The following is a 24,210-nucleotide window of genomic DNA, read 5'->3' as shown; positions in this document are numbered from 1 at the left end:
AACTCAACGGGCCGCGGCTGTGGCATCGCCACCTATTGGGGCGACGGGCTCGGGCTCGCGCGTCGGAAGCCACCCTTGGGTTGCGGAACGCCGCTGACGGTGAAGGTGCCGCCGGGAACCAGCGTGATCACGTATTCGCCCTGGTCGTCGCAGGTCACCAGCCATACCGGCTGACCCTCATTACGTGGCTTTTCGGCGATCGAAACGATCTTCTTGCAGGTATAATTGGCGTCGTAGATCGCGCGGAACAGGGCGACGCGCTGCTGCACCGCATTGAGCGCGCGGAACTTGACCTCGACCGGGTCGGGCGTTGCCGGAGCGGCCGGCGCCGCGGCGTTGCCGCCGGCACCCCCGCCGCCACAACCGGCAAGCAGGACCGCGGGCATCAGCATCATCGCACCGACCTTCATCGCTCGTCTCCTTCTGCTATCGTGACAACGCGTGGGGCGGTCGTCGCGTGCCACCCGTCTATCGCAAGCGTACCGCCGGCATAAGCGACATCCTCGGTGACCTCGACAGTGCACCAGGGCGGCACGACGATTGCGGTCAGCGCGGCATCATCGTCCGCGGATATCTCCGCAAGCATCAGTCCGGCCAGCGCGCCCTCGAACACGTCTATCGCGAACCCGCCGCCGACTTCATGCCGCCATTTGATCAGCACGGCCGCCGGCAGCACCGCCAGGGCGTCATATTCAGCCGCGTCGAGATAGATGTTGGTCATCGGCCGCGACGACAGGCCCGCGCCGGGATATTTCTTGCCGAGCTTGTGCACTACCGATCCGTCAGGCGCGGTCACGCGGCGTAACCGCAAGCCGGTGCCGGGCAAATAGCGATCCTCGACCAACCGCGCCGTCGCGGAATCGAGTGCAGGCGTCAGTTCCCGATCGACTAGGAAGCGCCGCTCACGTTCGATGATGCTGTACTTGGGCGCAGTCAAATGCCGTCCGCGACGACCTCTCGGCCCGCCGCCTCCAGTCGTGCCGTCAGGTCGGCGATGGCGGTGTCGACCAATGCCTGATCTGGGCTGCGCACCACGAAATTCGCACCCACCCGGCCATCGCGAAAGAACGGATAGCTGCCGATCGCGACCCCTTCATGCGCCTTTTCCGCCTCGCGCAGGATGTCGGCGACCTCGCTCTCGGGCACCCAGCAGCCGATCGAGCGGCTGACCACCGGGCGTCCGCCCTCGAGCTTGCCGGTCAGTCCATCGAGCATGCCCGCGGTGATGTGCGGCACGCCCGCCATGACGAACAGATTGCCGATGCGGATGCCTGGTGCGCCCGACATCCGGTTCTCGATCAAATCGGCGCCCTCGGGCACGCGCGCCATCCGCTTGCGCGCCTCGGTCAGCCCGCCGCGGCTTTCGTAATAGCGCTCCAGCGTGGCGACCGCCTTGGGATGATAGGTGACGTCCACCCCCAATGCCTCGGCGATCGCATCGACGGTGATGTCGTCATGCGTCGGGCCGATCCCGCCGGTGGTGAAGAGATAATCGTTGCGCGCGCGCAGCTGGTTGACCGCCTCGACGATCGCTTCGGTGACGTCGCCGACGACGCGAACCTCGGCCAGCCGAATGCCCTGGACGTTGAGCCACGCGGCGATCTGCGCGACATTCTTGTCCTGGGTGCGCCCCGACAGGATCTCGTCGCCGATCACGACGAGCGCCGCGGTCCAGATCCTCTCATTCGCTTGGCCGGTCATGGGGTCAGCGATAGCCTCGCAAAATCGGCGCGTCATCGTTATATCGTTCGCCATGACCGAATATGTGACTGTCACCAGCGACATGAACCTCGCGCGCAACGGCGCGATCAAGCTCTATGGCCGCGACGCGTTCGAGGGCATGCACCGCGCCGGACGCCTCGCCGCCGAAACGCTCGACATGCTCGTGCCGCATGTCGTGCCGGGGGTGACCACTGCGGAACTCGATGACCTGATCCGCAATTTCATGATCGCCGGCGGCGCCGCGCCTGCAACGCTCGGCTATCGCGGCTATACGCATTCGAGCTGCATCTCGATCAACCATGTCGTCTGCCATGGCATCCCCTCCGACCGCCAGCTCAAGGACGGCGACATCGTCAATATCGACGTGACCCCGCTGCTCGACGGCTGGCATGGCGACACCAGCCGGATGTATCTGGTCGGCGACAATGTGCCGATCAAGGCGAAGCGGCTGGTCGACGTGACCTATGAATGCCTGATGCTCGGGATCGAACAGGCCAGGCCCGGCAACACGATGGGCGACGTCGCGCATGCCATCCAGACGCATGCCGAGCGCCACCGCTTCGGCGTGGTGCGCGATTTCTGCGGGCACGGCGTCGGCAAGCTGTTCCACGACGCGCCGGAAGTCGTCCATGTCGGCCGCCCGGGCACTGGACCCGAGCTCAAGCCCGGCATGATCTTCACGATCGAGCCGATGATCAATATCGGCAAGCCCGACGTAAAGCTGCTCGACGACGGCTGGACCGCGGTGACGCGCGACCGCTCGCTGTCGGCGCAGTTCGAACATTCGATCGGCATTACCGAGGACGGGTGCGAGATCTTCACGTCGAGCCCCAAGGGGTACGACCAACCGCCTTACTGACGTACGATCGAGGCGTTTGCCGGCGCAGGATTTTTTCCATTGGCCGGCCCTTCGCCAGCTCATCGACCAGTTTGTCCAGGTAGCGGATTTCGCGCATCAGCGGCTCATCAATCTCCTCGATGCGCACGCCGCAGATCGTTCCGGTGATCGCGGATCGTGCAGGGTTGAGGCCGGGCGCGCGGGCGAAGAAATCCTCGAAACTCGCCTTGCTTGCCAGCTCTTCGGCCAACCCTTCGCGGGTATAGCCGGTCAACCAGCATATGATCTCGTCGACTTCGGCTCGCGTTCGGCCCTTCCGCTCGGCCTTGGCGACGTAATGGACGTACACGCTCGCGACGCTTGTCGCATAAATGCGGTGCGCCATCGCCTATTCCGCTTTCGCCGCGTCGATCGCCTTCTGGCTGCGCACGAACGGATAAGCGAGTTGCTTCAGATAGCCGTTCGGCATCTTCTCCGGGATGCCATAGCCCTGGGGCCACCGGCCCGTCGGCAAGTGGAACGTCCCGAACAATTTGTCCCATAACGGAAAGTGGATCGCGAAATTGACGTCCACCGCTTCCGCCTCGAGGCCGTGATGCCAATGGTGGAAGCGCGGCGTCACCATGACATGGCCGAAACGGTCGAAATCGCCCTTCAGATTGGCGTGAACCAGCCCCGAATAGATGTACACTAGGGCGACATAGGCCTGCATCACCGAGGGCAGGAAGCCGAAGGTCAGCAGCGGCAACGAGGTCACGCTGCGCAGCAGGATGATCTCGACGAAATGCATCCGCGCGCCGGCCAGCCAGTCCATCGCCTTGGCCGAATGATGGACCGCGTGGAATCCCCACAGGAACGGCACACGATGAAAGGCGCGGTGGAACCAATATTGCACGAAATCGGTCAGCAGCATCGCCTCGACGAACTGCAGGACCCAGGGCTGCCCGCCGATCGCCGCGCGGATGCCGGCGAGCGACACGGTGTTGGCGTTGATGATGCTCGACGGCGCCAGCGCCAGATAGGTGAAGATCTGCACGAGCATCGAGCTGAGCAGATAATAGAATAGGTCCTCGCGCCATTCGGTGCGGAACAGGCGCTGGTCGCGGTTGTGCGGCCAGAACCGCTCGATCGGTGCGAACATCAACCCGGCGACGATCAGGTTGACGACGAAGAAATCGACCCCGAAGAAGATGCCCCAATCATGCGTCTCACGCGGCGAGACATTGGCGCCGCCGAGCAACGCCGCCGCGATGCCGATCGCCAGCGCGGAAAAACCGATCGCCTTCTTGGTCCGCAGCATCAGGCTGAGCAGCGCCAGCGCATAGCTGGAGATCAGCACGGCATGGACGACGGGACGGAACCACAAGGTCTTTTCGACCGCCTGCAGCTCGGGCGTCGCGAACCAGCCCGGCCAGCGCAGCGCCACCACCAGCCCGAAGCCGGCGATCGCCAGGACGAGCGCGAAGAAGCCCGAATACCAGCCGCTGCCGAAATTGCGGATCGCGACGGGCGCTTCGAGCTCGTCGCGCAAATGGTCGAGTGGATTGGCCATCGGTGTCCCCTATCCCGATACGGTTAAGCACCCTCTACCACGCAGCCCCCCGCCGCGCTATCGACTGCCAGCGACTCTTCGAAGAAAGAGTATGGCGGAGAGGTAACGACATGCGGACCTATATCGCGTTGCTGAGCGCGGCCCTGTTGGCCGGGTGCGGATCGTCGAGCGACAATTCGCCGGCGCCGTCGGGCGCGGTGGGTGCCGCGAAGATCGACTCCGCCTATCTCACCAGTGGTGGCTCGGGCGCCGACTGGGCGATGACCGGGTTCAATTATAACGAGCAACGCTATAGCCCGCTGACCCAGATCAACGCCGACAACGTCGGATCGCTCGGCCTGTCCTGGTATGCCGATCTGCCCGATGCGCGCGGCCAGGAATCGACGCCGGTGGTGATCGACGGCACGATCTACGTCACCGGACCCTGGTCGAAGCTGTTCGCCTACGACGCCCTCTCCGGCAAGAAGCTCTGGGAATACGATCCCGGCGTCGACAAGACCAAGGGCGTCCAGGCGTGTTGCGACGTGGTCAATCGCGGCATCGCGGCGTGGAAAGGCAAGCTCTATCTCGGCACGATCGACGGGCGGCTGATCGCGATCGACGCGCCGACCGGCAAGCCGCTGTGGAGCGTCCAGACCACCGACAATGCCAAACCCTATACGATCACCGGCGTGCCGCGCGTCGTGAAGGGCATGGTGATCATCGGCAATGGCGGCGCCGAGTTCGGCGTGCGCGGCTATGTGACCGCGTACGATGCCGACACCGGCGCCAAGCGCTGGCGCTTCTATACCGTGCCCAATGCCAATCTCGGCGCCGATGGCGAGGCGTCCGACGCGATCCTGTCCAAGGCAGCGAATGCGACCTGGTCGGCGAACGGCCAGTGGAAGCAATCGGGCGGCGGCGGCACGGTGTGGGATTCGATCGTCTACGATCCTGAGCTCGACCAGCTCTATCTCGGCGTCGGCAACGGCTCGCCCTGGAACCACGGGCTGCGCTCGGAGGGCCAGGGCGACAATCTGTTCCTGTCTTCGATCGTGGCGCTGAAGCCCGATACCGGCGAATATCTCTGGCATTATCAGGAGACGCCGGCCGAAAGCTGGGACTTCACCGCCACCCAACCGATCATCCTTGCCGACCTGAATATGGGCGGGCAGCAGCGCAAGGTGCTGATGCAGGCGCCCAAGAACGGCTTCTTCTTCGTCGTCGACCGCACCAACGGCAAACTGATCAACGCCGGCAAGTTCATCAAGACGGTCAATTGGGCCGACAGCTACGACCTCAAGACCGGTCGACCCAACGAGAATCCCGACGCGCGCTTCTACAAGACCGGCAAGCCGTTCCTCGCGGTGCCGTCGGCACTGGCCGCGCATAATTGGCAGCCGATGAGCTTCAATCCCAAGGCCGGGCTGGTCTATGTGCCCGCGCAGGAACAGGTCGGGCTCGCTTATATCCCGCCCGACGCCGCCGCCGGCACGCGCGAGCCGATCGGGTTCAACGTCGGTACCAATATGTCGGCGGGGATGTATCCACGCGATGCGAAGATGATCGGCGCGATCACAGCAGGCGCAACCGGCGCGCTGGTCGCCTGGGATCCGGTCGCCAACAAGGAACGCTGGCGAGTCGATTACCCGACCCCGTGGAACGGCGGAACGATGACCACGGCGGGCAATCTGGTGTTCCAGGGCACCGCGCTCGGCGAGTTCCGCGCTTATGCCGCCGATAGCGGCAAGCAGCTCTGGGCCTATCCGACGCAATCGGGGATCATGGCGGGCGCCGCGACGTTCACGGTCAAGGAGCAACAATATATCGCGGTGCTGACCGGGCGCGGCGGGGCGCTGCCGCTGTCGATCGGCTACGCGATCGGTGCGGCCAAGAATGTGCCGAACTTGCCACGCCTGCTGGTATTCAAGCTGGGCGGCACGGCGAAGCTCCCCTCGCTCGTCCCACCTGCGACGGCGCCGTTCAACCCGCCGCCATCGACCGCACGGCCCGAGCAGATCGCCGCGGGCCTGCAATTGTTCGGCCGCTATTGCCAGGTCTGCCACGGCGCGAGCGCCGGCGGTGGCGGCGTCCTCCCCGACCTTCAGCGCTCGGCTGTGCTGGCCGATGCCGATACATGGAAGTCGATCCTGATCGACGGTGCACTGGCCAAGCAGGGCATGATCAGCTTCGCCAAGGTCGTGAGCCCGGAGCAGGCGCAGCTGATCCGGCTCTACGTGATCGACGAGGCGAATTGGGCGAAGAAGAATTTGCCGCAGGGGGTGGAAGGCACGGGTAAATAGCTCGCACCACCATCGTCATCCCAGCGAAAGCTGGGATCTCAAGCCGCATCGCGTCATCGCTAGAGACCCCAGCTTTCGCTGGGGTGACGGTTAGGGTGCTGGCGGGCAGAGTACCCGCATCGCCTCCGCCGTCTGGGCGTCGGCGGGCAAGAAGGTTTCCAACGCGAGATCGTCCAGCGTGAGGTCGATCGGCGATCCGAACACGGTACGCGCGCTGTAAAAGGACAGGATGCGATCGCCGCGCTGGAACCGGAACGGCACCGCGACCCCGGCGAAGTCGCGCGGCCGGACGTCCGAGGCGGGACCCTTGGGATAAAGCTCCATTTCCTCGCGCAACGCGATCAGTGTGGCGTCGCCGCTCTGCGCGATTTCGCGGTCGAGTTGCCGCAGCAGGAAGCCGCGCCATTCGGCGAGGTTGACGATGTTCTTCGACACGCCGTCGGGATGAAGCGTCAAGCGCAGGACATTGACCGGTGGTTCGAGCAAAACGGGATCCACGCCCTCGATCAACGGCGCCAGCGCGCGATTGGCCGAGATCATCGTCATGTGCCTGTCGATGATCAGCGCGGGGAACGGCTCGTGCGCGGACAGCACCGTTTCGAGCGCCGCGCGCACCACATCGAGCGCGGGATCGGCGAGATCGCGTTCGGGGAAAGCGGGCGCAAACCCCGCGGCCAGTAGCAAGGCATTCTGCTCCCGGCGCGGCACATCGAGCTGTTCGGACAGGCGCAACAGCAACTCGCGGCTGGGTCGCGCGCGCCCGGTTTCGACGAAGCTCAAATGGCGAGGCGAGACATCGGCATCGAGCGCGAGGTCGAGCTGGCTCACCCGCCGGCGCGCGCGCCAGTCGCGCAGCATTGCTCCCACCTCACTCGACATCTGCACCATGAGCCATCCTTTCGGCAGCCATCCTAACCGACCCGGGACGCCGCGCCATTACCTGCCAGGTAATTGGTTCGGGTGCGGCAATCCGCATCATGGCGGCACCAACCCCAAGGAGAACAGCCATGTACGCGATCGCCGACCTAGCTCCCCGCCAGACGCTCCGCCCGAGCCGCGGCCTGATCCCCACGCCCGATGGCGAGCAGCTTTACTATGAGGATATGGGTAATGGCCCGACGCTGTTGTTCGTCCACGGCTGGGCAATGAACACCGAATTCTGGGAGCGCCAGACCGCCGACCTCGTCCGCCAGGGGCATCGCTGCATCGCCTACGACCAACGCGGGTGCGGCCGCTCGTCGCCGGCCGCGGCAGGGCACGATCTGGACGGCCTGGCCGACGACCTCGCCACGGTGATCGAGCGGCTCGGCCTCGACCGAGTGACCTTGGTCGCGCATTCGATGGGCGCCTGTCAGGTCGCGCGCTATCTCTCGCGCCATGGCGCCACGCGGGTGGCGGGGACTGTCCTGGTCGCCGGCACCGCACCGGGCCTGTTTCCCGATCCGGCCAGCCGCACCGAGCCGCTTGCCGCGCAGGTCACCATGATGATGGCCGACCGCCCCGCTTATGTCGCGGCGATGGCAGAGCCGTTCTTCGCGCCCGAACAGGTATCGCCGCACATGGTCGCCTGGGGCACCGGCCTGGTGCTGCGTGCGACCTTGCATGCGGCGATCGAGCATACCCGCACCAACATCAACGCCGACGTCCGCGCCGACATGGCGGCGTTCACCTGCCCGACCCTGATCATCCATGGCAGCGCCGACCAAAGCTGCCCGCTGGAGAGGAGCGCCGAGCTGGCGCACGCGATGATCCCGGGTAGCGAGTTGCTGGTCTATGAGGGCGCCTCGCATGCCTTGCCACTGACGCGCGGCGACCGGCTGTCGGCGGATATTGCCGCATTCGTGGCGCGACGTTTGAACGAGGCGGCATTAGGATTCCCCTCCCTGCAAGGGAGGGGTTAGGGGTGGGTTAGCGTCGGGCGAGGCTCGATGCCTCGTCCGCCGCTGTTTGACGGGCGGCCAATGAGTCTTTTTTGCGCGCAGACGCGCGCACCCACCCCCCTGCCCCTCCCTGCAAGCAGGGAGGGGAGTTCCTCAAGCGATCGCACCCGCTCGCTTGAGCGCTTCCTGCAGCGCGAGCGTCGGCGCCACCGCAACGTCAGGAACGATCCCCGTCCCTTCCCAATCCTTGCCGGTCGCCGGATCGATCGTCCGGCCGACCGGCAGGAACACCACCAGCCCGCCGCCGATCGGCTCGAATCCGCCGAAATGATTCGCACCAGCCGTCGTTTCCCCGATCAGCGTCGCGCGGCCGGTGTGTTTGAAAGCCAACGCGAGGTGCTCGGCGGCCGACGCGGTGCGCCCCGAGACGAGGTAAAAGACTTTCGCGCCGAACAGCCGCGTCTCGTCGGTCTTGGGCATGACATAATGTTCGGTGCGGACGATCCCCGGCGCCGCGCCGCTCGCCGGGCGCATGAAAGCATCCTCGGCGAAGGGATTGCCGCGCGCCTTGGCGATCGACTCGACCATTTCCATCTGCACCAGCACCGCCGGTTTGGCGAAGAGATAGGGCAGAATCGCATTCATCTGCGCGACGCCGCCGCCGCCATTGTAACGGCAATCCACGATCACCGCTTTGGCCGAGGCATGCTCTCGCATGAAGCGGTCGCTCGCCGCGGCGATGTCGGGGTCGTCGGGAAATTCGGTGAAGCGGATATAAGCGACCTCTTTCGCTATCCAGCCGGCATCCTCGATCGGCGCGCGACGGGGCGGTCGCGGCCCCGCCGGCGCGCGAGGTGGCGCGGCGGGAGGCTGGGGTTTGGCCCCGTCCGCCGGTCGCGGTTGCGGCCGATCATTGGGACCGAGCATCGTCGCGGGCACGACGCGCAGATGGCGGTCGGGCGACACCGCCAACAAATCGGCGGTCAGCCGCTGGCCGAGTTCGGCGGGGTCGGCGATCTGCTTATAGGCACCGGCCGCCGCCTTTTGCCGCAGCATCGCGGCGTAGCGCTTGCCAATCTCGGGGATGACATAGCCGGTCTCGAGAAGGTCGGCGAGTGCGAGAGCGGGGTCGCCGGCGGCCGCGGCTGGCCCGTCCATGGCGATCGCGTTGCCACCGGTGATCGTCGCGATCGCGGCCGCCGATAGTCCCAAGAATATGCGCCGATCCATCCCTCAACCCCTCCGACTACATTTGTAAGCGTAAGCGCTTATACATTTTGCTCGACAGGAGTAAAGTGGCTAATAAGTGGGGTATGACCACGCACACTGCCGCCAGTTTCGGCACCGCGCTTCGCCGGCTGATCGATCATCTCGACGGCGCGCTGGAACAGGCATATCGCGAGGATGGGATCGATTTCCGCCCGCGCTATACGCCGGTTGTCCGCGCGCTCGTTGCCGACGGGCCACAGGGCATTCGCGCGCTGGCCGACCGGCTCGGCGTATCGCATTCGGCGGTCAGCCAGACAGTATCGCAAATGGCCGCCGCCGGCCTGGTCGCGGTGACGCGCGGCGAGGAGGATGCCCGCCAGAGGATCGTCGCGCTCACCCGCGCGGGCACTGCGCTGCTCCCCCGGCTGGAGGACCATTGGCATGCCGCGCGCGCCGCCACCGCGGCGCTCGATACCGAAACTGGGGGCGTGCTGGTGGAGGTGATCAACCGCGCCAATGCCGCGCTGGAAGCCAGGCCGTTCGCCGATCGACTGGCCTCGGTGCGCAGCCGTCGTGCCGCGCCAACGGGCAGTCGAAACAGGGCTGCCTAATTTCGAGGCATTTGCTAGAGCCGATACCGGCTCCCGCTCGGCCCACGCTCTTCGCGCGCGAGTTCTGGCACGCTTCATGTAAGGCTGATGTGCAATCAACCCATAGGGCAAGAGACGGGGGACAATTCCGCGTGAAGAAGGTCGAAGCGATCATCAAGCCGTTCAAGCTGGACGAGGTGAAGGAGGCGTTGCACGAAGTCGGTGTCAGCGGCATCACCGTGACCGAGGCCAAGGGCTTTGGCCGCCAGAAGGGCCATACCGAACTCTATCGCGGCGCCGAATATGTCGTCGACTTCCTGCCCAAGGTGAAGCTCGAAGTGGTGGTCGAGGACGCGATGGCCGAACGCGTGGTCGAGGCGATCGCGCAAGCCGCGCAGACCGGCCGTATCGGCGACGGCAAGATCTTCGTCATGCCGGTCGAAACCGTGCTGCGCATCCGCACCGGCGAGCGCGACGAAGCAGCAATCTAGGGCAGCGACCTGGAAAAAGACGACCGACGCCCAAGTTGGGCAACTACGGCATTTGACGCACTGCAACATAATGTGACAGCAGGGCGCACGCACGAGCAACATGATTCTCCGGTTCGCCGGATTTACGACTGAAAGAGAAAGGGTCTGGGGTTATGGCGACGACAGCCAGTGACGTTCTGAAGAAGATCAAGGACGAGGAGATCGAGTGGGTCGACCTCCGCTTCACCGACCCGAAGGGCAAGTGGCAGCATTTGACCATGGTCTCGACGGTGGTCGGCGAGGACGAGTTGACCGACGGCTTCATGTTCGACGGATCGTCGATCGAAGGCTGGAAGGCGATCAACGAGTCGGACATGATCCTGAAGCCGGATCTCGACGCGATCTATGTCGATCCGTTCTCGGCGACGCCGATGCTGATCCTGGTCTGCGACATCGTCGAGCCGTCGACCGGCGAGCTCTATGCGCGCGACCCGCGCTCGACCGCCAAGCGGGCCGAGGCCTATCTCAAGACCACGGGCATCGGCGACACCGTCTATGTCGGCCCCGAGGCCGAGTTCTTCATGTTCGACAACGTGCAGTTCGAAACGAGCTACGCGACCTCTTACTACAAGATCGACGATATCGAGCTGCCGACCAATACGGGCCGCGAATATGAAGGCGGCAATCTCGGCCACCGTCCGCGCGCCAAGGGCGGCTACTTCCCCGTCGCGCCGGTCGACTCCGCGGTCGATATCCGTGGCGAAATGGTCTCGACCATGATCGAAATGGGCCTGCCCTGCGACAAGCACCACCACGAAGTGGCCGCGTCGCAGCACGAACTCGGCCTGACCTTCGGCACGCTGACGACCACCGCCGATCGCATGCAGATCTACAAGTATGTCGTGCACCAGGTAGCCCATGCCTATGGCAAGTCGGCGACCTTCATGCCCAAGCCGATCAAGGAAGATAACGGCTCGGGCATGCACACCCATCTGTCGATCTGGAACGGCAAGGAGCCGCTGTTCGCCGGCAACGGCTATGCCGGCCTCTCCGACATGTGCCTGTATTTCATCGGCGGCATCATTAAGCACGCCAAGGCGCTCAACGCGTTCACCAACCCGACCACCAACAGCTACAAGCGGCTGGTGCCGGGCTATGAAGCGCCGGTGCTGCTGGCCTATTCGTCGCGCAATCGCTCGGCGTCGTGCCGCATTCCGTACGGCACGGGCGCCAAGGCCAAGCGCGTCGAGGTCCGTTTCCCCGACGCGATGGCCAATCCCTATCTCGCTTATGCGGCGCTGTTCATGGCCGGCCTCGACGGCATCCAGAACAAGCTCCACCCGGGCGATGCGATGGACAAGAACCTGTACGACCTGCCCCCGGCCGAGCTCGCTGAAGTGCCGACCGTGTGCGGTAGCTTGCGTGAAGCGCTCGACAGCCTGGAAGCCGATATGGACTTCCTGCTCAAGGGCGACGTGTTCTCGAAGGACCAGATCGAGGCCTATATCGAAATCAAGCGTGCCGATGTCGCGCGGTTCGAGATGACCCCGAGCCCGGTCGAGTTCGATATGTACTACAGCGCGTAAAGCGCGGCCACGACCGCGCTGGTGCGAGCGAAGCTCGCATACGCGCTGTCGGCCGGCCTCGCTTGCGAGGACCGACGACGCGGCTTTGCCGCGGCGGACCCAACAAAGAAGGGCGCCAGGAGCAATCCTGGCGCCCTTTTTCCCAACACTTCAGCTGCCTCGCCGAGTCGACGCGGATGACCGTCAAAACGTCCCGCTAATCGTCAGCGTGAAAATCGGCCCGACCCTCTGATGCTGGCGCTCCAGAAACGCGAGCGGCGCGGCGTTGCGGCGGCCGGAATAGACGTCGCGCCAATACCGCACATGGCCGTCATTGAGGTTGAACACCTCGAAATTGACCTTCATTCCGCGCACATTCTTGAACTCGAAAAAGGCGCTGACATAGGGGCCTTCCCATTGCTGGTTGACCTCGTCGAGATAATAAACCGGGCTGTAATGGTCGAACGACAGACCACCGCCCCAGGCGAATTGGGTGCCGGGTACGTCGTGCCGCAAGGTCAGCTGGGCCCAGCGGTCGTGCGTGTTGCTGATCACGCGCGGCGCCCCCGTCAGCGGATCGCGGACGCGGGCGCGTTCGATTCCGATATCGGCGTCGAGCTTCGCCCCTTTCCAGCCGATCGGATCGAACTGGATCGTGCTGATGCTCTCGATGCCCGTGCGCGTCGCGCGAGGCAGATTGCCCACCGCGTCGCCGTCGACCCCGACCGGGATATGATCGACGATGTCCTCGATCCGGAGATGATAGAGCTTCAACCGCGTCTTGCCCCAGCGGCCGAACGTGCGCGCTACTTCCGCGGTCGCTTCCCAACTTTGCGGCGGGACGAGATTGGGGTTGGCGTCGTTACCGCGATTGTTGGTGACGTCCTGGTTGGCGAGGAAATCCGAAAAGCTGATCTGGCCGACCCTGCGCTCGAGCTTGAGACTGGCATCCCAGCCGCGCGCCGGCCGCCATGCCAGCAACAGGCTCCCTTTCGGCCGGAAGAAACGCCGCGGCTTTTCGCCGCTGCCGCGTTCGCCGAGCTCGGAATATTCGGCACCGCCGGCCACCTGCAGATCGAGATTGGGCGACAGCGGCCGGCTCAGCGTCGCCAGCGCTTCATAGCGCGTCTCGGCGACGATGCCGCTGCCTTGCGGATAGGGAATCGAAAGATAGCTGCCATCGGGCCGGAGATTAGCGAGCGTGCTGAGCTGTTCGAACCTGTTGTCGGCGCGCTCGAGCGAGATCGTCCAGTCGTTCGGCCCGCCTTTCCAATGATATTCCAGCCGCCCCACGGTTTCGCTGGTTTTGGCATCCTGGCCATAGCGAATGCCGTCGCTGGGCGCTCCGCTGTCATAATCGGTGCGTTGGTCGAGGAGGAAGGGCGCGTGCTCGAAATGGCGCAGGCCGATGATCTTGAGCCGGCCGCCGCCCAGCGGCACCGAGATGTCGCCGTTCACGTCGTAGCGGAAGCCCCAGGTGTGATTGAGGCTGATCCACATATTGTCATTGCCGTCGGTGCGGATGCGGCGCTGATCATTGGCGCCCCGCTGCCAATAGGGATCATAGTCCATCGTCAGATTGGCCAGGATCCCGCCTTTGCCGGTATATTTGAGGATCGCGGACAGCTTGGCGTCGTCATTGCTCGACCAATTCACCTGGTCGCGGCGTTCGAGCAAGGTGCCGGTCGGCGACAGCACGCGATAGTCGTTGCCGCCCAACGCACCGCGAGACGGCTTGTTTTCGAGCGACACCGTATAGTCCAGACCGCCGGTCGAGCCGTTATAGCTGATCGACCCGGCGAACCAGCGCGGTTCGGCATAATGGGCGCGGACCTGCGGGCTCCAGCTGAAATTGCCGCTGCCCTTGCGATCGGTCTTGAGGATCACGTTCGCGACCTGGCCGGTCAGGCCGGCGATCCCGAACGAGGCGGCTTCCCTGACCTCGATGCGCAGCACCTCGCTGGCCGATATCCGTTGCAATTGGGCCGCCGCGCCGCCCGATTTGTCGGTCACGCGCTGGCCGTTGATCAGCACATTCTCCGACGCCTGACCCAGCCCGCGCGTATCGTCGGCGGCGCGGATGGTGAAGCCCGGCACTTGCGACAGCATGTCATAGGCGGTCTGCGGGGCGAAGCGCGCGAAGAAGTCGGGCGTGAAGACGTTGGCATCCTTGGGCGCCGTGTCGGCGCCGGCCGATGCGGAAGGCGTGTCCTGGCCGGCGAAAGCGGCGGTCGGGGCACACAGGCCGGTCGCCAGTGCCAGAAGCCCAACGGCGCGCTGCAAGTGAACGGGCATGATCTACTCCTTGACGCGTCTGGTCGGGCGATGCGGCCTGGGCGCGCGCCATCGGTCCGCGCCGCAGGGTGCGGGCGAATGGAGGGCAGTCGGTCGCGAGTGGCCGGTCGCCCCTGGGGGCGTTACGAACTAACGGTTAGAGGCAGGGCTGGCGCCGGGCTCAGGGATCGCCGGCGGAACCCCCAGCTCGGAGCGAGGTCAGTTCATCGGGGTCGGTGGTTTTGATGCCGCGCGATCTCAGCCTGCGGACGAAATCGGCCGTGACGCCGACCGAGCGCATGCCCTGGTAATCATCGAGATCGCCTTTGATCCCGAACCCGCGCATCGCAGCGATATAGGCCGCGCTGAGGCCCATGTTGCGCGCCTCGACCACCTCGTCCAGGCTGAGGCGCATGCCGGTCGCCCGCATATCGCGGGCATATTGTGGGGACACGCCGCCGGCACGCGCTTCCGCCAGCTGATCGCTCGATAGATTGGGAAATCCAGCCTCGGCCATGCCGCGCCGATAGTCGCTGCTGATACCCAGCGCGCGCATGTCGTCGGCGTCATCGCCATCGTCCGACTGGCGCGACGCTCCTGGACCTTGATCTTGCCCTGCTGCGATCGTCGGCGGCGTCGTCGCCGATGGCGAACCGGCGGCATTCGGCGCGGCGACAACGGGTGTGAGACGCGCCGCGCCGCCGCTTGTCGCGGCTTGCGGCGACCCGCCAATCGAGACGCCCGAGGCCGGGCGTTTCCCGGTAGCCGGCGCCTGCATCGTGGCGAGTGCCGTATGAGACGGCACAAAGGTTACCGCGGCGAGCGGCACCGCCATGCTCAACATGCCGGTCGCGAAACCCGCCACCCAGGAACGCCCGGACGGCCCGCGCGCCGGGCTCTGGTCGAGTACGCGCCGGACGCGACGGCCGAGCGAGCTTTTCGACGGCGCGACACCATGCGCGCCGAGCAAGGTGCCGCGGCATTGATGGCGCGCGACGCCGATCAGCAATTCGGCATAATCGGGCCCGGCGATGTTCGCCCCGAGCACGGCGTCGTCGGCCGCTTCCTCGCGCAATTGGTGCGCCTCGCGCGCCAGCACCCAGGCCAGCGGATTGAACCAGAAAGTCGCGGTGGCAACCCGCGCTAGGATCAGCTTCGCCCAATCGAAATGGACGACATGCGCGAGCTCGTGCGCGATGATCGCTTCGGCCTGTTCGGGCGCCGCCACCGCGGCGTTGTTGAGCAGAATGACCGGGCGCATCAGACCCCAGCTGACCGGCGATCCGAGCTCGTCGCTCCAGAGCAAGGCAGTGCCGTTCTTGAATCCCATACGCCGTTGCGCACGGGCAAGCGCGCTCAGCCAGTCGAGGTCGACCAGGATATCGGCGCGTGCGCGCAACCCGACCAGCCGCAGCAACGCGACCAGCGTCAGCATCAGCAACACGAAGGTGGGAAGCAGGAAGGCGTAGCGCGCCGCACCAGCGACGGTGGCGATCAACGTGCCTGTTGCCGCAGGTTTGGCAGCTGATTTGACGAAGGTACCGGTGTCGATCGGCGCCGTCGCGGTAGTCGGCGCAAGCGACGAAGCCACTGGCGCCGCAATCGGGTCGACAGCAGCGAAGTCTGCCACCACCGCAGGCACAGGCAGCGCCAGCGAGGGTAGCGCAAGGCTGCCCAGCGGCAAGGCGACAAGCGCGAACAGGCCGAGATGCGCGATGGTCGAACGCTGGGCGGCCGAGCGCGCGCGGGTCAGACGTAGTAGTCCGAGGGTCGCCGCCGCGACGAGCAGGGACTTCAGCGCGAGCAGGAGCAAGGTGAAGATCATTTCCCCATGTCCCTGGCTTGGCGAGCGCGGGCGATCGCCGCTTCGAGCTCGTCGAGTTCATGCGCATCGAGCTCTTCCGCCATACCGACCAGAGCGCTGGCGGCACTGACCGGGGACCCCTTGAAGAAGGTCCGCACGATCTGGCTGAGCGCGGTGCGCCGCGCCTGATTGTCGGGAACGGTCGGCGAATAGACGTAACCGCGATCGCTGTCCTCGCGGCAGACGAACCCCTTGTCCTCGAGCCGCTTGAGCATGGCGCGAACGGCCGAGCCGGTCAGCGGATCAGGCAGCGCGCTGCAGATCTCGGACACCGTACGCGAGCCGCCTTGATAGAGCAGGTCGACGATCTGACGTTCGCGTGGCGGCAATTGCGGAAGCATGACTCACCTCTTGGCTACATTTGTAGCGTGCTACATTTGTAGCGCGACTGCAAGTGGAAAAATCACGGAAAATCCGCTCGCTGGCGCCGCGCGCCTGCATTTGTCCTGTCAGGCTACCATCAAAGGCTGGCCGCCATTACTCGATCTGGACCCGGGAATGCGACGAACCGAGCGATCTGCCGTTGCCGCGGGAGACTTGCGCTCCTAGGCGGCTCGCCAATGCGGCTGTCCCTGCCCTTCGCTTTGCCCGACCGCCGCCGCACCGTCTCGTTCGTGCTGGCGCTTGTCGTCGAAGCGCTGTTGATCCTGGTGCTGGTGCTGTTCGGCCCGCACCTGACGCCGGCACCCAAGCCCGAACCGCGACGCGCGACGAGCTTCAGCCTCGCACCGTCGCAGAAGGAAGCGGCAACCGCTCCTGAACATCGCGCCAAAGCGCACGCCGCGGCCAAATCGGCTTCGGGAAAGACGACCCCGATCCCGCCGATGCCGCCCGTCATCACGCCACCCAAGGTCCCGACTCCTCCCAATGCGCTTCCAGGCGTGCTGCCGATCCAACTCGGCGCCAGCGACATCAGCAAGCTGAAATCAAGCGCCAGCAATGACGATAGTGGCGACGATAACGCGCCGGATAGCAAGCTCGCTTATGGCCCCGGGATTGGGCCCGGCGGCCAGTCCTATTATCACGGCGAGTGGTACCGTCTTCCCACACCTGCTGAGGTAGATCCCTATCTACCCAAGCGCCCGCCGGACAAGGGATGGGCACAGATCCTCTGCAAGACCGCGCCGCGCTATCATGTCGAGGATTGTCGCGTCCTCTCAGAGGGGCCCGCCGGGGCCGGTATGGGCAGAGCCGCACTCAACATGTCGTGGCAATATCTGATTAGGCCGCCGCGTCGCAATGGCAAGGAACTGATAGGTGCCCCAATCGGAGTGCTATTCACCTATACGGTGACCCATGGCGACAGGAAGGCCGAGACGGTCACTTCCGGCGGCGACCAAGCGGACGACTCCAAGTAGCCATTACCTCCGCCCTCACGGCAGCAGGACCGTCGCGCCTTCGGTCTTGCCCGCCTCGAGCTGGCGATGCGCCTCGGCCGCGTCCTCGAGCGCGAAGGTCTGGCCGATCTCCGGGCTGATCGCGCCCTTGGCCAGCATGTCGAATACGCGCGCGAAGCCCGCATCGCGTTCTTCCTTGGCCGCATAATAATGGAACATCGTCGGCCGAGTGACGAACAATGAGCCGTTGGTGTTAAGCTGGCCGAGCGCGACACCGGTCACTGGGCCGCTGGCATTGCCGTAGCTGACGATCAGCCCGCGCCGCTTCGCCGATTTGAGCGACGCGTCCCAGGTCGCCGCGCCGACGCCGTCGAGCACCACCTCGACGCCCTCACCGCCAGTGATCTCGCGCACGCTCTCGGCGATGTCATGTTCGCGATATTGGATCACATGATCGGCGCCAGCACGGCGCGCGCGCTCCGCCTTGTCGGCCGATCCGACGGTGCCGATCACGGTTGCGCCAATCGCCTTGAGCCAGCCGACCGCGAGATGGCCGACCCCGCCCGCCGCGGCATGGACCAGTACGGTCCAGCCGGACTGCACCTTGGCGCAGCGCTCGATCAGGAATTCGGTAGTGCCGCCCTTGAGCAGGATCGCCGCGGCGGTGCGGTCATCGACACTGTCGGGCAATTTGATCAGGTTTTCGGCGAGCAGGTTTCGGTGCGTGGCATAGCTGCCGACGGTCGGCCCAAACGTGCCGACGCGGTCGCCGACTTCGATATCGGTAACGCCCTCGCCCAGCGCCTCCACCACACCGACGCTCTCGGTGCCGAGCCCGCTTGGCAGCTTGAGCTGATAAAGGCCGGTGCGCTGATAGACTTCGATGAAGTTGAGCCCGACCGCGGTCGAGCGGATCCGTACCTCGCCGGGACCGGGATCGGGCAGGTCGACATCGACCCATTGGATCACCTCTGGCCCACCATGCTGCTCGATCCGTGCGACGCGCGCCATGTCCCGTTCTCCCGTTGCGACGAGCCCTCAACTGGGGAGTCTCGTTTCGGGTTGCAACCTACCTCGCCGCGCGCCATCTAGGCGCCAACCATACCCGATATTTGAAAAGTGGAGGCGAGGATGAAGAGCTACCTGAAGCATTATATCGACGGTCAATGGGTCGATAGCGAAGGTGGCGCCCGCCACGAAGTAATCGACCCGTCGACCGAGCAACCGGTCAGCGAGATCACGCTCGGCACCGCGGCCGATGTCGACAAGGCGGTCGCGGCGGCCAAGAAAGCGTTCAAGAGCTATTCGCAGACCAGCGTCGACGAGCGCATCGCACTGCTCGAGCGGATCATCGAGGAATATAAAGCGCGCATCCCAGATCTGGCGGCGGCGACCAGCGAGGAAATGGGCGCGCCGATCGGCTTCGCGCAGATGGCGCAGGCGCCGGCCGGTCTGGGCTATTTCATCGGCACGCTGGCTGCGCTCAAGGAATTCAAGTTCGAGGAGCGCATCGGCAAGAACCGCGTCGTCCACGAGCCCGTCGGCGTGGTCGGCATGATCACGCCGTGGAACTGGCCGCTCAACCAGATCTGCGCCAAGGTCGCGCCTGCTCTGGCGGCCGGCGATACGATGGTGCTCAAGCCGTCGGAAGAAGCACCGGGTAACGCCGTGATCCTGGCCGAGATTCTCGACAAGGCAGGGGTGCCGGCGGGCGTGTTCAACCTGGTCAATGGTGATGGCCCCGGCGTCGGCGCGGCGATTTCGAGCCACAAGGATGTCGACATGGTGAGCTTCACCGGATCGACTCGCGCCGGCATCGCGGTGGCGCAGGCCGCCGCCCCGACGGTCAAGCGCGTCCACCAGGAACTGGGCGGCAAAGCGCCGAACCTGGTGCTCAAGGGCGCCAATCTGCCCGAAGTGCTGCCGCCGACGATCGCCGGCGTGCTGGCGAATAGCGGGCAAAGCTGCATCGCCCCCACCCGCCTGCTGGTCCACGAAAGCCAGGTCGCCGACGCCACCAATGTGGTGAAGGGGATCATGGAAGCGACCCAGGTCGCCGAAGCCTCGACGATGGGCGCGCATATCGGCCCGGTGGTCAACAAGGCGCAATATGAGAAGATCCAGGGGCTGATCCAGTCGGCGATCGACGAAGGCGCGACGCTCGTCACCGGCGGCACCGGACGCGCCGATGGCCGCAATGCCGGCTTCTTCGTCAAGCCGACGCTGCTCACCGACGTCACCCCCGACATGCGCATCTATCGCGAGGAAACGTTCGGGCCGGTCGCGACGATCACCAAATATAGCGACGCCGACGAGGCGATCGAAATGGCCAACGATACCGTTTACGGCCTGTCGGCGACGATCTCCGGCGACCCCGCCGAGGCCGCCAAGGTCGCGCCGAAACTGCGCGCCGGACTGGTGACGATCAACGCCTGGGCGGGCGGCGGCGGCACGCCATTTGGCGGCTACAAGCAATCCGGCAATGGCCGCGAGGGCGGCAAATACGGCATTGCCGACTTCATGGAATTGAAGACGATCGTCGGCGAACCGGCCTGAGAATTGCGGCGGGCATCCGCTAAAATCTCCCCTCCTCGCTTGCAGGGAGGGGATCAAGGGGTGGGTTGAGCGTTGGGCGAGGCTCGATGCCTCGACCAACGCTGTTTTGCTGAGCGGCTAGTGAGTCTTTGTGGGCGCGCAGACGCGCGCACCCACCCCCAACCCCTCCCTTGCAGGGAGGGGCTTTCCCCTTCCCGCTCAATGCAGCGGCCAGACCATCAGGATCAGCGGCGTGCCGAACAGCACCACCAGCAGCGACAGCGGCGCGCCCAGCCGGGCATAATCGCCGAATTTGTAGCCGCCGGGACCGAACACCAATGTGTTGCACTGGTGGCCGATCGGGGTGAGGAAATCGCATCCCGCGCCCATCGCGGTGGCGATCAGGAAGGCTTCCGGCCGATAGCCGAGATCGTGCGCGAACACCGCGGCGATCGGCGCCATCACCAACACCGTCGCGGCATTGTTGAGGAACGGCGTCACCGCCATCGCCGCGACCAGGATTAGCGCGACCGCGCCCCAGGGCGGCAGGCTGGCGGCAACATGCGCGAGCCAGGTGGCCATGATCTGCGACGCCCCCGTCGTGCGGAGCGTGTCGCTGACCGGGATCAGGGCGCCAAGCATGATCAGGATCGGCCATTCGACACTGGCATAAGCCTCGGCCAGCGGCAGCGCGCCGATCGCAAGGATCAACGCCGCAGCGGCGAAGAAGGCGACGGCTACCGGAACGTAACCGGTCGCGGTCGCGATCATCGCCACCGCCAGGATCGCCACCGGCAACACCCCCCTGCCCGAATTGCCGAGCCGGAGCGCCCGCTCGGCCAGCGGCAGCGCGCCGAGTTCCGCCAGGCGTTCGGGCAGCAGACTGAGTGGCCCCTGCAGCACGACGACGTCGCCGGCGCGCAACACGGTGCCGCCCAGCCGATGCGTCAGCCGTTCGCCTTCGCGCGACACCGCAATCAGGTTGATGCCGAGCCGCCGCTGCAACTGCATCCGGCTGGCGGTGCGGCCGATCAATGGCGAGTTGGTCGCGATCACCGCCTCGATCACCCCGATCTCGTCGTCCTTGCGATCCTCGGGCACGTTGCGATCGGAGCCGGCCAGCGCGAATTTGTTGGTGGCAATCACGCGTTCGAGCACGTCCGGCTCGCCGCCCAGGATCAGCGTGTCGCCTTCGCGCAAGGTCATCCAGGGGCGCGGCTGGCTGCGCATGCCCGCGCGCATCACGCTGGTGACGGTGACGTCGCCATCATGGCGATCGGTGAACTGGTCGACCGTCTCGTCGATCGCGGGCGAGCCCTCGCCGATCGTCACCTCGGTGACGTAATCCTTGATGTCGAGCGCCTCGCCCATCGTCGGCACCCCGCGCCGGTCGCGCGGCAACAGGCGATAGCCGAAACGCAGGAAGATCAGGCCGATCACCAAGAGGCCAAAGCCGGTCGGGAAATAGTCGAACATGCGGAACGGCTCGCCGACCATGTCCTGCCGCACCCGGCTGACGATGATGTTGGGCGAGGTGCCGACCAGCGTCATCAGCCCACCCAGCAAAGAGGCGAACGACATCGGCATCAGGAAGACCGATGGCGACGCCTTGTTCTTCTTCGCCATCTGGAACGCCGCGGGCATCAGCATCGCCAGCGCGCCGACATTCTTGACTAGCGCCGACGTCACGCCGACCGAGGCGGTCAGCACGAACAACTGCGTCCGGATTCGAGTGACACGGCCGGCGATCAGCGCCAGCGCGCGCTCGACCATGCCCGATCGCTGCACCGCCGCCGAAATCACCAGCGCCGAGCCGACGATGATCACGATGTCGTCGGAAAAGCCGGTGAACGCCTCTTTCGGCTTGACGATGCCGAGCCCGAGCCCCGCGAGCAGCGCCAGCATCGCGGTGACATCGTAACGGAAGCGGCCCCAGACAAACATCGCCATCATCGCAACGAGAAGGGCGATCGACAGATATTGGGGTGTGGTCATCCGGCCTCGTTTGGTGGCTTCCTGAAAAGCAGAAACCAACGAACCCGAAACAATCTCCCGCGGAAACCGCTTGATTTGAATTAGTGGACGGTACCCACCGCGCGGCCCTGCGACATCAGCACGATCAGTCGCTCGATCTGGCGCCAGCGGCAGAAATTGACGTGATTGCCGAGATCACGGCTCTTATCGGCGCGCGCGGCCGCCTCGAATCCGGCATCGTCGCCAAAGGTTGCCATCAGCTCCTGCGCGGCGTCCACCGACGAGCGATCAGAAAGGTAGAGGTGCATGCGATACTCCGACTGGCAGCACCCGATCGTTACAAGGGCCGTGCCACTCCGAGGTGATCGACGGAAACTGGCGGGAGGTAGTGGTAAATCGCCGTGCACCATGGCGTTAGTCACTGCCCCACGCGTGCCATGCCGGGACACTAGCGTCCGATCCTGGAACATGGCAGGCAGCGGGCATGAGACCGAATCCGCCGCAATCGACCGCCCCCGCCGCCGGCGGATGCCTGCTCGCGCTCGGGCTGATCGGCGGCGCCGTCGCCGGCGTGCTCTATGGCCAGACGACGTTGGGCGTGCTGCTCGGCGGCGCCGGCGGCGCGATCGCCGCGACGATCATCTTCCTGATCGACCGGCGGCGCTAGCAAACCGCTGAGGAGTCTATTTTTGCGGTGAAGGCATTATGGCGCCGCGCCTTAGTGCCCGCCTGTATTAGTCGCCCAGACTGGAACTCCTTCCATGTTTACGATCACGACATTGCCATCGTTTTGAATCGACATGTTTGCGCACAAATATGCGCTGGTTCCAGTAGACCATACCGGCACGCCGTCAGAGCGGTACAGGACGAGATTACCATCGGGCTGGAACGAAGCGACCGACGCTCCGCTCCCGACCGTGTTCGATCCCCATAAGGCGCCAGTAGGGCCGTAGTGCACGAGGTTGCCGTCCGTCTGCATGGTAAGATGAAATCTACCGTCGGGTGAAGCTACGCTAGACCCGGCTTGGATCGTCAATGCCGTCTGGATGTGAAGATAGTTTGTCCGATTGCTGGCGGCATCGAATTGATAGTCGGTACGTTCGCCCTGGCTCGCCGAAGCTGTACACGCGTGCGAGAGCCTTCCCAGCGCATCATATTTATATACAACCTGATCCCCGGATACCGGCAGGCCAATGGCAAGGATCGCGAGCAAAACTGAATGGGCTATCAACAATGCGAGTCTCCGATCGTTAGATGTCGGCTGATGCCCATGATTGCGGGGCTCGTCGAGATGATTAACTAGCCGATATGGAACTGTTTTTGCTAAATGATGACGCTGAAGTAAAAGCTTCCGCGAAGATCGCGCCGCACGCTAGTCGTCAGGTAGCAATCCATGACGTCGAACCACAAAGGTGGACAATCCGCTGGCCATCAATTCGGGGTCCGCTTTGCAAAGCAGTTTGAGCTAACACTCCCTATCGAAGAGCGCGCGCCAGCCGCACGACGCGGCCAATGACCGCCACGCGATCGGCGCGGACCGGCGCAATGGCAGGTGTGTCGGGATTGTCGCTGGTCACCTGAACCTCCAAGCCGATCCGGGAGACCCGCTTCACCAGCAGCGCACCGTCGAGCCGGATGACGAAGATGCCGGGGCGCGACGACAAACGGCGATCGGCCATGTCGACGAACAACGCGTCGCCGTCATGGATCAGCGGCTCCATCGAATCGCCATGCGCGGTGATCATCGTCAGCGTCGCGGGCGACACGCCAAGCCGCGCCACCACGCGTGGATCGATCCGTTCCTCCCCGCCATTGCGGTCATCCTCGACCAGCCCGCCGGCGCCGGCATGCGCTTCCGCGTCGATCCGCCGCACCGCCACCATCGTCGCGTCACCGCCAGCGGTCCCGCCCAATGCGCGTTCGTCCACATTGAAATAAGCGGCGAGCCAGCGGCGATCCTCCTCATCGAGCCGCCGGGGCGTTCCGCGCTTCACGAACTGCTGCAGATAAGCATCGTTGCGCCCGAGCGCGCGCGACAACCAGGCAAGGCTGGTCCCCGCCTCGTCAGCCAATCCCGCCAGCGTCGATCGCACGTCAACCATGTTTGCCACCATAGTC

General features: G+C 65.0%; 23 protein-coding genes. 9 read left to right on the top strand and 14 right to left on the bottom strand.

Annotation, left to right across the window (positions count from 1 at the left end; genetic code table 11):
* Positions 1–32: 32 nt before the first annotated feature.
* Genes AC1DSD_RS15875 through AC1DSD_RS15865 form a run of 3 tightly spaced genes read right to left on the bottom strand, consistent with a single transcriptional unit; the run spans position 33 to position 1,701 of the window.
* Positions 33–410, bottom strand: a complete 378-nt coding sequence (locus AC1DSD_RS15875; RefSeq protein ID WP_478031457.1) for a hypothetical protein — start codon at positions 408–410, stop codon at positions 33–35.
* Positions 407–937 carry a CYTH domain-containing protein gene (locus tag AC1DSD_RS15870; protein ID WP_478031456.1) on the bottom strand — a complete coding sequence of 177 codons (531 nt, stop codon included), beginning with the start codon at positions 935–937 and terminating at the stop codon, positions 407–409. Before AC1DSD_RS15870 ends, AC1DSD_RS15875 begins: the two co-directional genes overlap by 4 nt.
* Positions 934–1,701, bottom strand: coding sequence for a competence/damage-inducible protein A (locus AC1DSD_RS15865; protein ID WP_478031455.1), 768 nt, complete (start codon positions 1,699–1,701; stop codon positions 934–936). The genes AC1DSD_RS15870 and AC1DSD_RS15865 overlap by 4 nt, the downstream gene beginning before the upstream one ends.
* A 52-nt stretch (positions 1,702–1,753) precedes the next feature.
* On the opposite strand from AC1DSD_RS15865, the gene map reads away from it, so the two are divergent.
* Entirely contained in the window at positions 1,754–2,581 is an 828-nt protein-coding gene (map, locus tag AC1DSD_RS15860; RefSeq protein ID WP_478031454.1) for a type I methionyl aminopeptidase, read from the top strand.
* Here map and AC1DSD_RS15855 read toward each other — a convergent pair.
* Together AC1DSD_RS15855 and AC1DSD_RS15850 are read right to left on the bottom strand one after the other, a co-directional pair.
* Positions 2,541–2,945, bottom strand: coding sequence for a DUF2200 domain-containing protein (locus AC1DSD_RS15855; protein WP_478031452.1), 405 nt, complete (start codon positions 2,943–2,945; stop codon positions 2,541–2,543). The genes map and AC1DSD_RS15855 overlap by 41 nt on opposite strands.
* Positions 2,946–2,948: 3 nt before the next feature.
* A complete protein-coding gene (locus AC1DSD_RS15850; RefSeq protein WP_478031450.1) occupies positions 2,949–4,112 on the bottom strand; it encodes a sterol desaturase family protein in 1,164 nt (387 codons plus the stop codon).
* Between the two features lie 110 nt (positions 4,113–4,222).
* Between AC1DSD_RS15850 and AC1DSD_RS15845 the strand changes: the two genes are divergently transcribed.
* Complete coding sequence (locus tag AC1DSD_RS15845) at positions 4,223–6,394, top strand: PQQ-dependent dehydrogenase, methanol/ethanol family (RefSeq protein WP_478031449.1); 2,172 nt, start codon at positions 4,223–4,225, stop codon at positions 6,392–6,394.
* 90 nt (positions 6,395–6,484) lie between these two features.
* On the opposite strand, the gene AC1DSD_RS15840 is transcribed toward AC1DSD_RS15845, so the two are convergent.
* Positions 6,485–7,282, bottom strand: coding sequence for a helix-turn-helix domain-containing protein (locus AC1DSD_RS15840; protein WP_478031448.1), 798 nt, complete (start codon positions 7,280–7,282; stop codon positions 6,485–6,487).
* Positions 7,283–7,401: 119 nt separating this feature from the next.
* On the opposite strand from AC1DSD_RS15840, the gene AC1DSD_RS15835 reads away from it, so the two are divergent.
* Complete coding sequence (locus AC1DSD_RS15835) at positions 7,402–8,295, top strand: alpha/beta fold hydrolase (protein ID WP_478031447.1); 894 nt, start codon at positions 7,402–7,404, stop codon at positions 8,293–8,295.
* Between the two features lie 132 nt (positions 8,296–8,427).
* Here AC1DSD_RS15835 and AC1DSD_RS15830 read toward each other — a convergent pair whose 3' ends face one another.
* Positions 8,428–9,504, bottom strand: a complete 1,077-nt coding sequence (locus tag AC1DSD_RS15830; RefSeq protein ID WP_478031446.1) for a S41 family peptidase — start codon at positions 9,502–9,504, stop codon at positions 8,428–8,430.
* Between the two features lie 83 nt (positions 9,505–9,587).
* On the opposite strand from AC1DSD_RS15830, the gene AC1DSD_RS15825 reads away from it, so the two are divergent.
* The 3 genes from AC1DSD_RS15825 (at position 9,588) to glnA (ending at position 12,129) form a co-directional block, all read left to right on the top strand.
* Positions 9,588–10,094 carry a MarR family winged helix-turn-helix transcriptional regulator gene (locus tag AC1DSD_RS15825; protein ID WP_478031444.1) on the top strand — a complete coding sequence of 169 codons (507 nt, stop codon included), beginning with the start codon at positions 9,588–9,590 and terminating at the stop codon, positions 10,092–10,094.
* A 131-nt stretch (positions 10,095–10,225) separates the two neighbouring features.
* Positions 10,226–10,564, top strand: coding sequence for a P-II family nitrogen regulator (locus AC1DSD_RS15820; protein ID WP_478031442.1), 339 nt, complete (start codon positions 10,226–10,228; stop codon positions 10,562–10,564).
* A gap of 152 nt (positions 10,565–10,716) precedes the next feature.
* Positions 10,717–12,129, top strand: coding sequence for a type I glutamate--ammonia ligase (gene glnA / locus AC1DSD_RS15815; protein ID WP_478031441.1), 1,413 nt, complete (start codon positions 10,717–10,719; stop codon positions 12,127–12,129).
* Positions 12,130–12,312: 183 nt separating this feature from the next.
* Here glnA and AC1DSD_RS15810 read toward each other — a convergent pair whose 3' ends face one another.
* From AC1DSD_RS15810 to AC1DSD_RS15800, 3 genes are all read right to left on the bottom strand, one after another.
* Positions 12,313–14,403: a TonB-dependent receptor plug domain-containing protein gene (locus AC1DSD_RS15810; RefSeq protein WP_478031439.1), complete on the bottom strand. Its 2,091-nt coding sequence runs from the start codon at positions 14,401–14,403 to the stop codon at positions 12,313–12,315.
* Positions 14,404–14,563: 160 nt separating this feature from the next.
* On the bottom strand, positions 14,564–16,207 hold the full coding sequence (locus AC1DSD_RS15805) for a M56 family metallopeptidase (protein WP_478031437.1): 1,644 nt from the start codon (positions 16,205–16,207) through the stop codon (positions 14,564–14,566).
* Entirely contained in the window at positions 16,204–16,587 is a 384-nt protein-coding gene (locus tag AC1DSD_RS15800) for a BlaI/MecI/CopY family transcriptional regulator (protein WP_478031436.1), read from the bottom strand. The genes AC1DSD_RS15805 and AC1DSD_RS15800 overlap by 4 nt, the downstream gene beginning before the upstream one ends.
* Positions 16,588–16,806: 219 nt before the next feature.
* On the opposite strand from AC1DSD_RS15800, the gene AC1DSD_RS15795 reads away from it, so the two are divergent.
* Positions 16,807–17,604, top strand: a complete 798-nt coding sequence (locus AC1DSD_RS15795) for a hypothetical protein (RefSeq protein ID WP_478031435.1) — start codon at positions 16,807–16,809, stop codon at positions 17,602–17,604.
* A 15-nt stretch (positions 17,605–17,619) separates the two neighbouring features.
* Here AC1DSD_RS15795 and AC1DSD_RS15790 read toward each other — a convergent pair whose 3' ends face one another.
* A complete protein-coding gene (locus AC1DSD_RS15790) occupies positions 17,620–18,594 on the bottom strand; it encodes a quinone oxidoreductase family protein (RefSeq protein WP_478031433.1) in 975 nt (324 codons plus the stop codon).
* 120 nt (positions 18,595–18,714) lie between these two features.
* Between AC1DSD_RS15790 and AC1DSD_RS15785 the strand changes: the two genes are divergently transcribed.
* Positions 18,715–20,139, top strand: a complete 1,425-nt coding sequence (locus tag AC1DSD_RS15785) for an aldehyde dehydrogenase family protein (protein WP_478031432.1) — start codon at positions 18,715–18,717, stop codon at positions 20,137–20,139.
* Positions 20,140–20,337: 198 nt separating this feature from the next.
* On the opposite strand, the gene AC1DSD_RS15780 is transcribed toward AC1DSD_RS15785, so the two are convergent.
* Complete coding sequence (locus AC1DSD_RS15780) at positions 20,338–22,113, bottom strand: SLC13 family permease (protein ID WP_478031431.1); 1,776 nt, start codon at positions 22,111–22,113, stop codon at positions 20,338–20,340.
* An 80-nt stretch (positions 22,114–22,193) separates the two neighbouring features.
* Positions 22,194–22,400: a hypothetical protein gene (locus AC1DSD_RS15775; RefSeq protein WP_478031430.1), complete on the bottom strand. Its 207-nt coding sequence runs from the start codon at positions 22,398–22,400 to the stop codon at positions 22,194–22,196.
* 176 nt (positions 22,401–22,576) lie between these two features.
* Between AC1DSD_RS15775 and AC1DSD_RS15770 the strand changes: the two genes are divergently transcribed.
* A complete protein-coding gene (locus tag AC1DSD_RS15770) occupies positions 22,577–22,759 on the top strand; it encodes a hypothetical protein (RefSeq protein ID WP_478031428.1) in 183 nt (60 codons plus the stop codon).
* 808 nt (positions 22,760–23,567) lie between these two features.
* Here AC1DSD_RS15770 and AC1DSD_RS15765 read toward each other — a convergent pair.
* Entirely contained in the window at positions 23,568–24,194 is a 627-nt protein-coding gene (locus tag AC1DSD_RS15765) for a S24 family peptidase (protein WP_478031427.1), read from the bottom strand.
* Positions 24,195–24,210 lie beyond the last annotated feature (16 nt).

It is taken from the genome of Sphingomonas sp. P4_D12, assembly GCF_056401895.1.
Note: the sequence above shows the minus strand (reverse complement) of the source record. Positions and strands in the feature narration are given on the sequence as shown.